Raw genomic sequence first — 13942 nt, 5'->3', positions numbered from 1 at the left:
CATCACTTCTACCTTCCAATAGTGATTGTCGGCACATGATCTCTGTCGAAACGACGCCTCAGCAAGCTGTCATACTGCTTCTTTGACCGCGCTCAGAAACTGCTTAGTTCTTTGCTTCTTTGGGCTGCCAAAGAGATCGGCAGGTGCGCCTTGTTCTTCAATCTTCCCACCGTAGAAGAAGCATACCCTGTCAGATATGTCCCTAGCGAATCCCATTTGGTGCGTTACCATCATCATCGTTAGATGATGCTCTCCCACGAGCTTTCGGATAACGCCAGTGACTTCGTTTATGACTTCTGGATCAAGTGCTGACGTTACCTCATCGAACAGCATCACCTTTGGCCGCATGGCAAGGGCTCGAGCAATTGCGACACGCTGCTGCTGACCGCCAGAAAGGCGGGACGGATGATGATCTCGCTTGTCCGACATGGCTACCATTTCCAGCAATTCCTCGGCTCGCTGACGCGCGCTTTCCTTTGTGAGTCCGAGGACCTGCACTGGCCCTTCCATGCAGTTCTGTAGCGCTGTCATATGAGGGAACAGATTGAAGTGCTGAAAACACATGCCAATCTTGGCGCGCATCCTTCGAAGGTGCATTTTGTTTGCGGGAACAAGAACCCCGTTCTTCTCCATGTGCGTGAGGGGTTCCCCATCGACATAAATGACGCCTTTATTGATGGTCTCAAGCGTCATTAACATCCGCAGAACGGTTGTTTTTCCTGAACCGGAAGGCCCGATGATCGTCATCATCTCACCTGGCGCAACGTCCAAATTCAGCTGATCGAGCACAGTGAGTTCGCCATAGCTCTTGGACACGTTCATGAACCGAACCATCGGCGCATTCTCGCCTTCAAGCCGCAGTGGAAATTGTGTCATGTCCTCACTCATTCAACTCATCCCCAAGGTGCGACGCACAGAAGCTTCAAGCAGACGTACCAAGGCCGCAGTCGGAAGCGATATGGCAAGGAAGATCACGCCGACGAGAGTGTAGGGTTCCAAAAAGCGATAACTTTCGGATCCGATCGCGTTCGCCGTATGCATCAACTCACCAACGCCGATGACCGAAAGCATAGGCGTGTCTTTGAATATGCCAACGAGATAATTTCCCATACCTGCTAGGGAGGGGGGCAACGCCTGGGGAAGGATGATGCGCCAGTAAGTTTGTGTCGTTGTCAAGTTTATCGCGGTGGCCGCCTCCCACTGACCCTTGGGTACGCTATCAATGCCTCCACGATACACCTCAGACAGGTACGCTGCGTAGTGGAGGCCTATCGCCACCATCCCCGCCGTCCATGGTGACAGCCACACCCCAAATTGGGGGCCGACATAGAAAATGAAGAATATTTGGAGAACGAGAGGCGTCGAGCGGATGAATTCGACCAATTCGCGCAGGATGTTTTTGGATAGTTTGTGCCTCGACCTTTGTGCAACTGCCAACGCCAGCCCCAGTACAAGCGCTATGGCGTACCCTCCGCCAGCGGCGAGCAGAGTGTTTCCGGTTGCCCAGATTAATCTCGGAAGGATCTCCCAGACAAAATCCCAGCGCCAGTTGGTCATCTATTCCCTTCCTATCTGACGCGCCATAATCTTTTCGAGCCGTCGCATAAGAGGAGTTAAAAGAAACCTTGCCAGGACGTAATATATTATCAACGCAGTTCCGAAACTTTGGGCCGACATGAACGTCGAATAATTGATTTGACGCGCTTCAAACGTCAGGTCGGCTACAGCAATAGTGGCCACCAAAGCCGTTCCTTTCAGCAGTTCGATCAACAAGTTGCCCCATGCGGGCAGCATGTTTACCAATGCTTGAGGAAGTATGATTCGGGACATCCGTTTTCCAGGCGACATATTAATAGAAACCGCCGCCTCCCATTGTCCTGTTGGGACGGAAAGCACCCCCCCACGAACGAGTTCTGCGCCGTAGGCGCCCACATTGAGACCGACGGCCACAAATCCTGCCGTAAACTTGTCAAGCGTTATGCCAAATAGTGGTAACACGAAGAAGATCCAGTATAATTGCACTAACAGCGACGTGCCGCGGAATATTTCAATATAGACGGTGGCGCAGGCGCGGACCGACGTTCTAGGTGAGAGCTTCATAAGCCCAGCTAGAAGGGCGAGGAAAATGCACAACACTGACGCCAAAACGAACTGCTCGATAGTCACTATCGTACCGCTGAGGAAGCGCGGATAGTAGGTGATGATGAATTCCACAAATGTCATCGCTGCGGGGCGCCCTGTTGAGAAATTAGTATGTCTGCGCTCTGACTCTCACGCTTTGGCTCCCAGGATGCATTGACTGATATCGTCGAGAAGGCTCTGAACTTCCTCATCTGTAGTGACCCATGATGCTACAAAGCGAACGGCTTTCCCATCAAGCTCATCTTCGTTGATGTATCGGTGCTTTGCCCTTAGGCCGCCAATGAGGTAATCTGGTAGCCGCACGAAGACCTCATTGGACTCCGTCGGATAGGCCAGTTCGATGTCGGGGAGAGCCGCCATTCCGCGGCTCAGTTTTTGAGCCATTTTGTTTGCAACCATTGCATTCTGAAGCCAAAGGTCATCGGAGATATAGGCCAGTAGCTGTGACGAAACGAAACGCATCTTTGAAATTAACTGTCCTGACCTCTTGCGCAAAAAATCAAAATTTTCAGCCATTTCAGGCTTGAAGAAGATTACGGCTTCAGCCACGAAGCATCCATTTTTTGTCCCGCCGAATGACAGAACATCGACGCCGGCCTGCCATGTCATTTGTGCAGGAGTGACACCCAAGGTTGAAAGTGCATTTGCAAAGCGTGCGCCATCCATGTGAACTTTAAGGTGATGATCACGGGCGATCGCCGCAATTTCGAGAATCTCACTAGGCCGGTAAACCGTGCCGGTTTCGCATGCCTGCGTGATGCTAACGACGGCGGGTTGAGGAACGTGAACATTTCCACGTCCGCGAATTGCCTGGGCAAGGTCATCCGGCACGATCCGGCCATTAGCACCGCGCATCGGGATGAGTTTTGCACCGCCGGTGAGTAGCTCAGGCGCCCCACATTCATCAGTATTGATGTGGGATAACTCATGGCAGTACACTTTTCCGTAAACCGGCGTTAGGGCTGCCAGGGCCAGTGCATTTGAGGCCGTCCCGGAAAGAACCGGAAATACTTCTACCTCTGTCTCAAAAATCTCCGAGAATTTAGCCCTCAAAGCAGTCGACCAGTAATCTTCCCCGTACGACGCGGCGAGACCAGCGTTGGCGGAGAGGACCGCTTCTACGACAGCTGGGCAGGCGCCGGTCACATTATCGGATGCAAAAAGACGCATTTGAGCTATGTTACCTTTAGTCGATTACAATCAATTCACGATCGACATTAGAAAGCCGTTCTCCGCCTTTGTCTGTCACAACAAAAGGCTCCGATACCGCGACACCATATTCTGCCAGCCACACGCCTGATTGAAAATGAAAACACATGCCCTCTTCAAGGACCGTCGTGTCACCATCGCGCAGGCTTGCGGTTCTCTCACCCCAATCGGGGGGATAGTTCAACCCAATCGAATATCCAACGCGGCTTAATTTCTCAAAGCCATCCCTTCGGAGGACGGCCTGCCAAACTCTCTCAACTTCGCCGCAAGTTACCCCAGGTCTAGCCGCGCTGAGTGCGGCGTCGCCTCCCTCGACGATCGTGGCCGCGAGCTGGGCCATGTGGCTGGGGGGGGCGCCAAGATGGAGCGTGCGGGTCAAAGGCGTGTGATAGTGTCGGCGCGCTGCCGCTAGCTCCATCACAACCAGGCCTGAGGTTGGGAGAGCCTCGCCACTCCAGGTCAAATGGGGAGTACTCGTGCCCTCGCCAACCTGCATAAGCGGACAAATGCTTGTGTAGTCCCCGTACTTTCCATCGAGGCCGGTGATCTGAGAGTGATACACGTCGGCGACGATTTCATATTGCTTCCTGCCAGGTTTGACATTGGCAATTGCCTTCTTCATCGTGCTCGAAACGTTCCGCCCGGCTTCCCGCATGTACACCAATTCGGCCTCGGACTTCACCAGCCTTGCCCAATTGACCAATTCCTTGCTATCCGCAAATCGTGCATTTGGAAGGCCGGCTACCAAATGCTGATGAGCCCTGGCTGTATAATAGTGGGCGTCCATCTCGACGCCTATGCGTGCGGATGCCCAGCCTCGCGTCTGGATGAGGCCGCAGAGTTCGTCAAATGGGTGCTTCGACGCGTGATGGACTAACGGTTCAGAATAGCCGATGATGTTGCAAGTTGGAATGTCCGTGGTAATCTGCGCCGACTTAGCATCTTGGGCGCGACCGAACCAAATTGGGGCGGTTTCGCTTAAACATATCAGAACAGCCTGTGGGGTGTAGAAGGACCATCCATCAAAACCGGAGAGCCAGTTCATGCTTGCAGGGTCTTGACAGATGAGGAGGTCGAAACCGCCCGCTTCCATGCCCCGCTTCACTTTTGATATTCGGCTCTCATACTCAGCTGGGCTGAATGGCTTGTCATAAAACATATTAATTCCACACTATTTCAAGGGACCCGATATCCATTTATTGGGACAGTCTCAATAAACTCCCGTATCCTGGAACAGGCTTGTTATAACCTGCAAGTCGCAAGGATTGCCAAAACAGCGCCTGCACCGCCGTGATCACCGGCTTCTTGATTTTCGCTTCGATAATCTCTATTACCTCAACCGCCCTGATCGCGGTGCAAGAAATGAACAAGGCATCGGCGGTCGAAGTATCAAGCTCCAACGCAGACTGAACGATACTATCCGGGGTAATTCTCGCCATCAACTCGTTGTCGGACAGATTGAAACTGTTGAACTCCGCTATTTCGATTCCGGACGCCTCGATATTGCTGGCGATCACGTAATTCACTTCGTCGGTATAAGGAGTGAGAACGGCGACACGTCGTACCGAAAAGCGATTGAGCCCTGCTAGTGACGCAGTAAGAGGAGTGCTGAAGGCTACGTCCGGACGACCAGCATGAACAAGTTCCTGAACCCTCTCGTAGCCCATAACGGCCGTTCCCGAGGTGCAGGAATAAGCAACGACATCGAGGCGGCCTTCCGGAACAAGCAGCGAAGTGGCTTCGGTGATGCGTGGCGCCATCTCGCGCAACGACGCCAAAGAACAGTCAGGAGCATTCGCCAGCCGACTCGTGTAGATGACGACGTCGTCATCGGGTCGCATATTCATGAAATCTCGTTCAGTCACATAGTCGTTGGACAACGCGACAAGTCCTATTCTGTACTTCCCCGGCCCGTCATCGAATGTGGCAGCATTCGAGCGACCGAACCGTCGCACGGTTTCATGTTGTTCAGCCATAGAAATGCTTCCTGTCTACGTTGACCAAGTACTGTTCACAGAGGAACCGTTACCAACCCTAGAAAATCTCCTGCCGAAATTAGGCCGGGGAAATGTCGGCCGGAAAATACTCCGCCAATCGCGGCATAGTATTCCTCCGGTTGGGCACCTGTGCGGCCGATCGGGTGAACTCGGGCAACAATCTGACCTGCAACAACAACGTCACCCAGGTCGACACACGGTTCCAAAAGACCAGAATTCTCGCAAAAGAGGAAACAGCTCGGGTCGGGCACGTTAAGCTCCGTCGAGGACGCCTGCTCCAGGTCGCCCTTTACTATTCCGGCGTGCTTCAGGATATTTCTAATGCCCCTTTTCGCGATCTCATTTGTGTAGACCGTCGACGTACCCCCGCCAGATAGCTCGGTTCCGATGACGACCTTTCCCATTCGTTCCGCAGCCGTGTCGTACATATTCTCCGGGTCAATCTCCATCAGCATGACTGAATATGGCGCGTTGAAGGCTCGCATGGCGGCGACACATTTTTCTTCCTGTTCTTTGTTGTCCAGAACGTGAGCGCAACAGAACGGAATAAACTCCAACGTCTTACCGCCGGAGTGGAAGTCCACTACGAAGTCCGCAAGTGGCAGAAGTGCACGATAAAAATAGTCCGCTATCTTCGACGTCACCGAGCCCGACGGATCGCCGGGGAACATTCGGTTCAAGTTCCCACCATCGATGGGTGACGTTCTTGTGCCGTTTCGGAATGCCGGATAATTCATTCCGGGCACAATGATGACGCGACCGTAAAGCTCGTCTGCTCTTATGTTGCGTGCCAGATCAAAAAGGGCAATAGGGCCCTCGTATTCGTCCCCATGGTTCGCACCCGTGAAGAGGACCGTCGGGCCCTCTCCATTTTTGGCTACAGTCACTGGGATTCTAATCGATCCCCAGGCTGACTGGTCACACGAGTAAGGCAAATTCAGGAACCCATGCTGAACTCCATCCCTCTGGAAATCAACGGTTGACGTAATTGGATTCTTCGCCATCGTCGGTAGACCTACAACAGAGTCATTATTTCACCGGTTCTTGCACAACCAATCCGTCGCTACATTACCCGGCAGATTGTCCTTTGTGTAACCGTATTCAGCGACCGAGCTCATCATTTCGGCAGATCCTATATATTTCTTTTGAAATTGATTGTACTCCTCGATGAAACTTTTGTCCTCTTCGCGAAAGCCCATTGCAGCCCAATTCAAGGTCCACTCCGGCATTTTGTTAAGATCTGTGATTTCGAGCTTTCCATCACTCTGGTCGACGAGAGCCTTTATGCTGAAATAATTTGTTCCAGCCGCGTCCGCCCGGTTACTTAGCACTGCGGCTAGCATTTCTGTGGGGCCGGGAACTTGCATTATTTTGTCGTCTGTAATCCCGACCTTTTTGGCAACTTCGACCGTGTTGTTACCTGCGGTGGTGACCAAGACGGAATTTTGATTCTTGATGTCTTCGAATGTTTCGATCTTCTTTGGGTTACCCTTGGGGACCCCAAAGACATCCCCCATCCTTATGACTGGATCTGAGAAGACGATGCTATCGCAGCGGGTCTTCAGGACGTACATCCCTCCGGTGATCATGTCATATCGCCCTGCCTGCAAGCCGGGAATTAAGGAATTCCACTCTACAACAACCGGCTCGATATTCGTGATCCCCATTGCCTTGAGAGTGTTGATTGCGACGACATTCATCAGGCCTGCGGCTTTACCGCTTTCATCGGGAAATGCCCAAGGTCGTTCATTTGAAAAGCCAATTCTAAGAGGGGCGCCGGCGCGCGTGCGCGTAAGCAGATCATCGGCAACAGCTAGTCCCGTAGCACCAAGCGTGATTGCTGTCAGAACGACTGCGAGTGCGAAATGCTTTACTCCCAACTTCCCTGCTGCTGTCATGTGAGTGCCTCGTGGTTGAATCTTGATCGGATAACCCGTCAAGCACAATCAGTCTAACGCGCTGAAGAGCGGCGATCCCGCGTTTTCGGCCTTCAATGCGATTAAAAAGCGCGCACAAAAGGTGCTACTTGCTTTTTTCTCTTCTCAGGCCCGCAGGAGGTTGAGCGGAGGCAAGCTTACCCTTCTTCATTGCGCAGGCTCGCAGCCAAACACAATCATATCTGGAGGAGGCTAAACCAGGTGTTGGGAGAAATTACAAAGACCGCACGACTAAGAGTGGGCTTCATACTCGCACGCTCGTTCACGCTCACCGCGTTTGCTTTGTTCGTTGACACTTTACGTTTGGCTAGCGACGACGGCGACAAATCGGGTCGAGTTTTTGCGGATTGGCAGGTCTTGGCGAGTTGTCGGAATACGATCGATTCGAGCTGCGGTATCCGCGTAACCCCGACGTCGGATTTCACGGACCCCGGCAATTTCGACTATATTGTCGTGATCGGAGGTCTATTAAGGCACGATTCCCCAGTCGATAGCGCGACAGTTAATTATCTCAAGCAAGCTGCGAGCAAGAAGGTCCCCCTAATTGGTGTCTGCACGGGCACATTCATTTTGGCTGACGCAGGGCTGATGAGGCACCACCGGACTTGCGTGAGTTGGCTGCACTTCAGAGAATTCCGTCAGCGTTTTCCGGATCACCAAGTCCGATCGGATCGCATATTCAATCTCGACCGTACCAGAGGATCCTGTGCTGGTGGCAGCAGCGCTGCCGACATGGCCTTTTCGATAGTCAGGCGGCACATTAGTCACAGGGCTGAACGGAACGCCTTGGAGGTTCTCCAGATCGACAAAGCACGTCCGGCAATTCATGTACAGCCGCGAAGACCGGAGTCTATTGGAAGCAGCGATCCACGAGTCCAGGCGGCTTTAATTGCGATGGATGGCAATATTGATAGGACGCTTTCGATTTCCGAACTTGCGGCCGAGGTCGGTTTATCTCGGAGACAGCTGGAGCGCTTGTTCACAAAAACGATCAAAAGTTCGCCAGCGGTGGTCTACAAACGGCTGCGGCTCGAAAGGGCAAGGCAACTCATTATCGCTACTCACGCGCCACTGCTGGATATTGCTATTGAGGTTGGGTTTGAAAACGCATCTCATTTCACAAGAGCTTTTCGAGAGAATTTTGGTGTCACGCCCGGCACTCTTCGCGAACCAATTTCAAACAGCTAGAGGACAGCCTTAGCCCTTGTTGTGGTTGCTCTTGGGGCGAAAAGAGACAAACGATGGATTCGTGGTGCGATCGAAGCGAGAGCCGTAGTGCCGGCCCTGCCACCGCGAATGCCTTTACGGCCAATCGGGAGTTCACGGTGAGTTTGTCGAGCGGGATCGCCGATTTCGGGTTGGTGACGGATTCGATTCAGGGTCGGCAATCGGCCCGATAATCGATAGTCACGCTGTGGCCAAGATCGAATTTCATATCCCCGATGCGGTCGCAAACGGCGACAAAATTGGCCACGGGGGCAAGCACAATGTTAAGGACTGCACGCTTTTCCGACCGCCGGTCCTCAGTCAAATCTCTGGCGAAAACCGATTGCGCAAGAGGGGGGCAGCTGGCCACATCCCTTCGCTACGACCCTGCGGGTCAGGCTGTGAATGAGGCAAATGGTCTACGGCCTGGCCGCCTACTTCTTGCCGCGGACCTGGTTGGTGTCTGGCGGATGGCCGAGACCTTGGAACATGGCATGGGCATCAACACGGGACGCATGTTCATCGGGAGCGGCACCCTTGAGAATGAAGCAGCCCGGCATCGGGCAGGAGGGTTCGCGCCACGGGTTCGAAGACTACCATGAAACGAAATGTCTCTGCATCGGCATCCTGAAGCACCTCCTTGCGAGACCGTGGATCGACCTGCGCAAGCGCTTTCCGAGCATGTGGAGCGACCCGAGATCGCCACCCCGAATGCCGCCAAACTGGATGCCACATGCCGCTACGAGGCGCGTAGAAAGGCTCGCGTTCACTACTCATGCTGACTGGAAGGGTCAGTTCCATAGGGTCATACCCGCACCTACAGCTTTCGCTCGGTGAAAGGCGAGCGTTGCAATTGCGGTATCTTGAATCCCCGTGCCGGTCAGATCCGCGACCGTAATCTGAGCTTTTGTAATCCTTCCAACCTCTGACCGCGCTATGAGTTGCCCAAGTTCCACGTGGCGTTGACCTTCTGGGATAACATTGTCTGCAAGCGCGCAACGGAGTTCGCCCAACTTCCGAGTTTGTGCCAAGCTGTCTGCCACGTACACATCGGCGCGTGCGATTGCACCAGGCGCAATTTCATTCTTATGTTCTGCATCGGATCCCATGGCAGTGAGATGCTGCCCGGGTTCGAGCCACTCGGCAAGCAGGATTGGCTGGGTCGACGGGGTCGTTGTCACGATGACGTCGGATCCGGCAATTGCGACACGAGGGTCGGCATATGCAGTAACAGGGAAACCTAGACGACTCGAAAGCTCTGCTGCAACGCTTACTGCCTTTGTGATATTGCGTGCCCACAGTCGGGCTTCTCGGATAGGCCGAACGAGAGCGAGCGCCTGCAACTGGAGTTTCGCCTGGACGCCGGCTCCAATGATTGCAGCAATGGAGGCATCGTCGCGAGCGAGGTGCTTTGCGGCCACGGCTCCAGCTGCGGCGGTGCGGATATCCGTCAGGTATCCATTGTCAAGCAACACCGCCTGCACCAGGCCGGTCGTGCTGGAAAGCACCACCATAAGCCCGCTTGTACTGGGCAGTCCAATACGAGGGTTATCAAAAAAGCCGGGTCCGATCTTCACTGCGAAGCTTTCAAGACCGCTTACATAAGCCGTTTTGACGTCGACCTCGCCATGATGTTCAGGTATGTCTAGTCGTAAGATTGGCGGCATTACCACCCGCTTAGTGGCAAGCGCGAGAAAGGCATCTTCGATGCATTGCACAGCGTTTTGGTCCAATGGCACGAGGCCTCTCAAGACTTGCTCTGTTAGAATGGTGACTTCTTGCATTAGCCGACCTGCTGGAAAATGGTGTGATCGCCTGCCATGACCCGGCGATGAAGGGCCATATTGATATTGCCGCCCGAGATGATGATCGCGACAGGCCCCTTTAGAGCGGTGACCTTGCCGGCAAGAAGTGCAGAAATGCCTACGGCTCCCGCACCCTCGACTACTTCATGCTCATGATCGTAGGCATATCGGATGCCTGCGGCGATCTCTTCCTCACTGACAAGGATAACGTCATCAAGCAGGCTCTGGCATGCCTTAAAGGTTAGTTTGTTTTGCAAGCCAATTCCGCCGCAGAGTGCGTCTGCCAAACTTGGCAATTCCTCAACCTCAACCGGATGGCCTGCCTCAAGGCTTGCCTTCATGGCGGCGCCACGATCCATTGATACACCAAGTATCCGGGCACTTGGACGTAAGCTCGAGATTGCAAGCCCGACGCCAGCGGAAAGCCCTCCGCTTCCGACGGCCACGAGAACCGTCGCGACATTAGGCAATGCTTCGAGAAGCTCGAGACCGATTGTGCCTTGACCCGCAATAATCCTTGGGTCGTCTGATGCATGAATCATCACCATGCGATCGTGTTCTGCGAGACGCTCAGCCTCTTGTTCGGCCTCGTCATAGGAGTTGCCTATGATACGCAGATCTGCGCCCAGCCTTCGAATCTCTGCGATCTTGTTTTCATGAACGAGGTTCGAAACGCATATCGTAGCACGCACCTTCGCAGCAGTGGCAGCATACGACACAGCGCGTCCATGATTTCCCGTCGAAGCCGTCACGACTCCGCTTATCTTTTCAGCTTCGGTGAGTTGGCTGATGGCGTTCGTCGCGCCGCGGAGCTTGAAGCTTCCTGTCTTCTGTCGGTGCTCCATTTTTAGGAAGACTTCGACCCCTGACTCGCGGGAAAGCCCTGTGGAGCGAACCAGGGGTGTGTTCACAATCACATCGCTGATGCGCCGGCGCGCCTCGTTTATGTCGGGCAGTTGTATCAAGGGTATGATACTCCTTACGTTGCAAAGGCCCTGTTGGCGGCGCGACTGGTGGTGAGTTGGTGTACTTGCGTGCGAGCTGGACAGTCTCGACTGGCCTATACGACCGATAGGAATCATATCACCCTGCAGCGATGGATTTCACTGACAAGGCAGCGTTTGACGCCGAAATCGCGCGTAAAGATCGACGATCATGCGGCCTTACAGGTTGCCATTTGTCTAAACATAGGGACTGGAATGATGCTGCTTACGCGCAGAGGCCAATGTAATGTCTGCTTTGACCAACAACCTGCTCTCAGCCGAAGAGCGCCACGCGGTGATCGAAATGCGTCACGCGATGCACCAGGAGCCCGAGCTCTCAAACAATGAGTGGAAGACCCAAGCGAGACTTCGCGACGCCCTGGAGGCGTTTGGTCTAACGGGGTCCAAGGCATTTCATCAAACCGGCCTCTATGTCGACATTGAAGGATTGGCTGAGGGTCCTTGCCGTTCTGTGGCATTGCGTGGGGACATTGATGCGCTGCCAATCCAGGAGCAACGTGATGATTTGTCCTACCAGTCAGTGCTCCCTGGTAGAATGCATGCCTGTGGGCATGACATGCATACTTCGATCGCATTGGGAGCAGCGCTTGCTCTCCATCGGATGCGGGCAGATTTTTCCGGTAGAGTGCGAGTTTTCTTCCAACCTGCAGAAGAAATGGAACCGGTAGGTGGCCTGTCGGTATTGAAGGAAAAGCTCCTCGATGGTTTCGATGCGGCCGTCGGAATGCACATCATGCCAAGCATTCCCTCGGGAGTCTACGGCGCACGGCCAGGTGCGGCCACCAAATCAGCTGACCAGTTTGACGTCACTTTCAAGGGGTTGATGGCTCATGGGGCCATGCCTCATGAGGGAGTGGATGCCATCGCCATAGCGGCCGCGTTCATCAACGAGGTTCAAAAAGTGGCATCGCGCGAGTTTCCCGGCGATGACGGGGTCATTGTTACCGTCGGGACCGTTCACGGAGGCGAGGCTCGCAATATTATCTGTTCGTCTGTTCTGCTGACAGGAACGATACGCACCACTAGCCTGGTGCGGCGTGCCCATCTCGTGCGTCGCGTTCGCGAGGTCGCCGAGGGCATTGCGGCAACACATCGAGGTGAGGCGGTGTTTACCTCCCATCTTGGCGATCCGCCCGTTATCAACGACGTCGGGATGGTCGCGCTGTTCCGAGATCTTGTTCTTGAAACGGTTGGGGAGTCCAAATTCGTTGAGCCACCAGCTCTCTCAGGAAGCGACGATTTCGGCTACTATTCCAGCTGCGTTCCATCCATATACTTTTGGTTCGGCAGTCAGGAACCCGGTTATGAAACGGGTCTTCACACGCCAACCTTCGGAGCTTCCGACGATTTGCTCATACCGACAACTGAACTGGCTATTCGATACTGTCAGTTGTTGCTCCGCAAATGATCTATCGATCTGGCCGCTCCACGTTAACCCATCCGCTCTATTGTATAGCCGCCCAGACTTGGCTCACAGGCCGGCCGTCAATAGCGCGACAGCTGCGTTCGAGCTCAATATCCAAGTTCAAGATTGATTTCGCGGCAGACAGGTTGCCCAGCAAGAAACTGGCGTAAATTTTGTGTACCAAGCTCCAGGTTCCTTTCAAGAACGTCGTCTGCATTGTGAGCTTCATGCCAAGATAGGACAACGTTTGGAAGCTTTTGTATATTAAGCCGAGACCCCCACCCATTCGGGAAGGCGGCGCCGTACTCATACTTCCACCAGACATCTGTGGCGAAGCCACCCAGATGTTCCGAAACGAGCGCGTCGTAAAGCGGTCTTTCTTTGATGAGACCGCCTCGGCCCACGTTGATCAGGTATGCCCCTTTCTTCATTGCAGAAATCTCTTCTGCGCCGAACAGTTCCTGTGTTTCTTCCGTTTGCGGCGTTGCCAAAACAACATAGTCGCAATCAGGCAGGATTGCGGTCAAATCGGCCGGTCCATACATGTGGTCCACGTACTCAACAGGGCGCTCTTTGTGTCGGCGCACGCCAATAACCTCCATATCGAAGGCCTTCGCCCGCTTGGCGACGCTCGCTCCGATCTCACCGACGCCTACAACTGCAAGGCGACGTCCGCTGAGCATACCGGAACGATCAGTCGGATCCCAAAGCGGAAATTGTTGTGTCCCGTCCGAAGCCCTCTTGTGATTGCGCAAAGTCTTCTTGGCGAGGCAAAGCACAAACATCATCGCTTGTTCGGCTACCGCGATCGAATTGGCTCCACGTATATTCGCAATGCGGAAGTGATTTTTTATGGCAAGGCCCAAGATCCCTAATTGTCCCAAGTCATCTACTCCGCTGTGCATCCAGCTCAAAAATTTGAGCTTTTTGGCGTTCTCTACGACTCCTCTTGGAATCGCCCACGCCAAGAGGGCATCAGCATCGTGAGTGATTGGATCCAGTTCAACGAATGAACTTTCAAATCTCGAATCGTATTGGCCTTGCGGAGCAGTCACTACGGTGTCGGCGGGCAATGAGCTCCTGATAAAGTTGAGTTCATCCTGGGTTGCGTGCCACAGACATGCGACTTTCATGGGTTAGCCTTTCTGATGCGACCAGATTGACGAATGTCTTTAGTTCAGATTGGATATTCAAATATTGGCAAGCCAAACCGAGCGCAGATTTATATCTAGCTGCT

General features: G+C 53.7%; 13 protein-coding genes and 1 pseudogene. 3 read left to right on the top strand and 11 right to left on the bottom strand.

The genetic code is table 11. The features are described from left to right. Positions 1-69 precede the first annotated feature (69 nt). Genes ehuA through C8D77_RS29075 form a run of 8 tightly spaced genes read right to left on the bottom strand, consistent with a single transcriptional unit; the run spans position 70 to position 7246 of the window. Positions 70-888 carry an ectoine/hydroxyectoine ABC transporter ATP-binding protein EhuA gene (gene ehuA / locus C8D77_RS29110; RefSeq protein WP_281277051.1) on the bottom strand — a complete coding sequence of 273 codons (819 nt, stop codon included), beginning with the start codon at positions 886-888 and terminating at the stop codon, positions 70-72. Further along, positions 889-1557, bottom strand: coding sequence for an ectoine/hydroxyectoine ABC transporter permease subunit EhuD (ehuD, locus tag C8D77_RS29105; RefSeq protein WP_109670744.1), 669 nt, complete (start codon positions 1555-1557; stop codon positions 889-891). Beyond that, on the bottom strand, positions 1558-2223 hold the full coding sequence (gene ehuC / locus C8D77_RS29100) for an ectoine/hydroxyectoine ABC transporter permease subunit EhuC (protein WP_109670742.1): 666 nt from the start codon (positions 2221-2223) through the stop codon (positions 1558-1560). It abuts the gene before it with no gap. 48 nt (positions 2224-2271) lie between these two features. Next, positions 2272-3312: a threonine aldolase family protein gene (locus tag C8D77_RS29095; protein WP_109670740.1), complete on the bottom strand. Its 1041-nt coding sequence runs from the start codon at positions 3310-3312 to the stop codon at positions 2272-2274. Positions 3313-3328: 16 nt separating this feature from the next. Beyond that, on the bottom strand, positions 3329-4510 hold the full coding sequence (locus C8D77_RS29090; protein WP_109670738.1) for a M24 family metallopeptidase: 1182 nt from the start codon (positions 4508-4510) through the stop codon (positions 3329-3331). A 37-nt stretch (positions 4511-4547) separates the two neighbouring features. Continuing rightward, positions 4548-5327: a maleate cis-trans isomerase family protein gene (locus C8D77_RS29085; RefSeq protein WP_245951901.1), complete on the bottom strand. Its 780-nt coding sequence runs from the start codon at positions 5325-5327 to the stop codon at positions 4548-4550. Positions 5328-5362: 35 nt separating this feature from the next. Then, a complete protein-coding gene (gene doeB, locus C8D77_RS29080; RefSeq protein ID WP_109670735.1) occupies positions 5363-6352 on the bottom strand; it encodes a N(2)-acetyl-L-2,4-diaminobutanoate deacetylase DoeB in 990 nt (329 codons plus the stop codon). A gap of 30 nt (positions 6353-6382) precedes the next feature. Next, positions 6383-7246 (bottom strand): transporter substrate-binding domain-containing protein, encoded by an 864-nt coding sequence (locus tag C8D77_RS29075; RefSeq protein ID WP_109670733.1) that lies wholly within the window; start codon positions 7244-7246, stop codon positions 6383-6385. Between the two features lie 240 nt (positions 7247-7486). On the opposite strand from C8D77_RS29075, the gene C8D77_RS29070 reads away from it, so the two are divergent. Together C8D77_RS29070 and C8D77_RS39120 are read left to right on the top strand one after the other, a co-directional pair. Then, positions 7487-8473, top strand: a complete 987-nt coding sequence (locus C8D77_RS29070) for a GlxA family transcriptional regulator (protein ID WP_109670853.1) — start codon at positions 7487-7489, stop codon at positions 8471-8473. Between the two features lie 151 nt (positions 8474-8624). Then, positions 8625-8900: pseudogene (locus C8D77_RS39120) on the top strand (aldehyde dehydrogenase family protein); the annotation flags it as partial. 382 nt (positions 8901-9282) lie between these two features. Here C8D77_RS39120 and eutC read toward each other — a convergent pair. Both eutC and eutB read right to left on the bottom strand, forming a co-directional pair. After that, positions 9283-10275, bottom strand: a complete 993-nt coding sequence (eutC, locus tag C8D77_RS29060) for an ectoine utilization protein EutC (protein ID WP_109670729.1) — start codon at positions 10273-10275, stop codon at positions 9283-9285. Next, positions 10275-11261 carry a hydroxyectoine utilization dehydratase EutB gene (gene eutB, locus C8D77_RS29055; protein WP_170136849.1) on the bottom strand — a complete coding sequence of 329 codons (987 nt, stop codon included), beginning with the start codon at positions 11259-11261 and terminating at the stop codon, positions 10275-10277. Before eutB ends, eutC begins: the two co-directional genes overlap by 1 nt. Positions 11262-11526: 265 nt before the next feature. Here eutB and C8D77_RS29050 point away from each other — a divergent pair, with 265 nt between their 5' ends. Beyond that, the gene (locus tag C8D77_RS29050; protein WP_109670725.1) at positions 11527-12708 is read left to right on the top strand and encodes a M20 family metallopeptidase; all 1182 of its coding nucleotides are present in this window, start codon (positions 11527-11529) and stop codon (positions 12706-12708) included. Between the two features lie 104 nt (positions 12709-12812). Here the strand turns inward: C8D77_RS29050 and C8D77_RS29045 are convergent, their stop codons facing one another. Continuing rightward, on the bottom strand, positions 12813-13838 hold the full coding sequence (locus C8D77_RS29045) for an NAD(P)-dependent oxidoreductase (RefSeq protein WP_109670723.1): 1026 nt from the start codon (positions 13836-13838) through the stop codon (positions 12813-12815). Positions 13839-13942 lie beyond the last annotated feature (104 nt).

This window comes from Mesorhizobium loti, from assembly GCF_003148495.1.
Classification (GTDB): Bacteria; Pseudomonadota; Alphaproteobacteria; order Rhizobiales; family Rhizobiaceae; genus Mesorhizobium; species Mesorhizobium loti.
Note: the sequence above shows the minus strand (reverse complement) of the source record. Positions and strands in the feature narration are given on the sequence as shown.

Excerpts from the sequence above, each read along its gene's own strand:
- ehuA (WP_281277051.1), bottom strand. The coding sequence starts at position 888 with ATGAGTGAGGACATGACACAATTTCCACTGCGGCTTGAAGGCGAGAAT.
- ehuD (WP_109670744.1), bottom strand. The coding sequence starts at position 1,557 with ATGACCAACTGGCGCTGGGATTTTGTCTGGGAGATCCTTCCGAGATTA.
- ehuC (WP_109670742.1), bottom strand. The coding sequence starts at position 2,223 with ATGACATTTGTGGAATTCATCATCACCTACTATCCGCGCTTCCTCAGC.
- C8D77_RS29095 (WP_109670740.1), bottom strand. The coding sequence starts at position 3,312 with ATGCGTCTTTTTGCATCCGATAATGTGACCGGCGCCTGCCCAGCTGTC.
- C8D77_RS29090 (WP_109670738.1), bottom strand. The coding sequence starts at position 4,510 with ATGTTTTATGACAAGCCATTCAGCCCAGCTGAGTATGAGAGCCGAATA.
- C8D77_RS29085 (WP_245951901.1), bottom strand. The coding sequence starts at position 5,327 with ATGGCTGAACAACATGAAACCGTGCGACGGTTCGGTCGCTCGAATGCT.
- doeB (WP_109670735.1), bottom strand. The coding sequence starts at position 6,352 with ATGGCGAAGAATCCAATTACGTCAACCGTTGATTTCCAGAGGGATGGA.
- C8D77_RS29075 (WP_109670733.1), bottom strand. The coding sequence starts at position 7,246 with ATGACAGCAGCAGGGAAGTTGGGAGTAAAGCATTTCGCACTCGCAGTC.
- eutC (WP_109670729.1), bottom strand. The coding sequence starts at position 10,275 with ATGCAAGAAGTCACCATTCTAACAGAGCAAGTCTTGAGAGGCCTCGTG.
- C8D77_RS29050 (WP_109670725.1), top strand. The coding sequence starts at position 11,527 with ATGTCTGCTTTGACCAACAACCTGCTCTCAGCCGAAGAGCGCCACGCG.
- C8D77_RS29045 (WP_109670723.1), bottom strand. The coding sequence starts at position 13,838 with ATGAAAGTCGCATGTCTGTGGCACGCAACCCAGGATGAACTCAACTTT.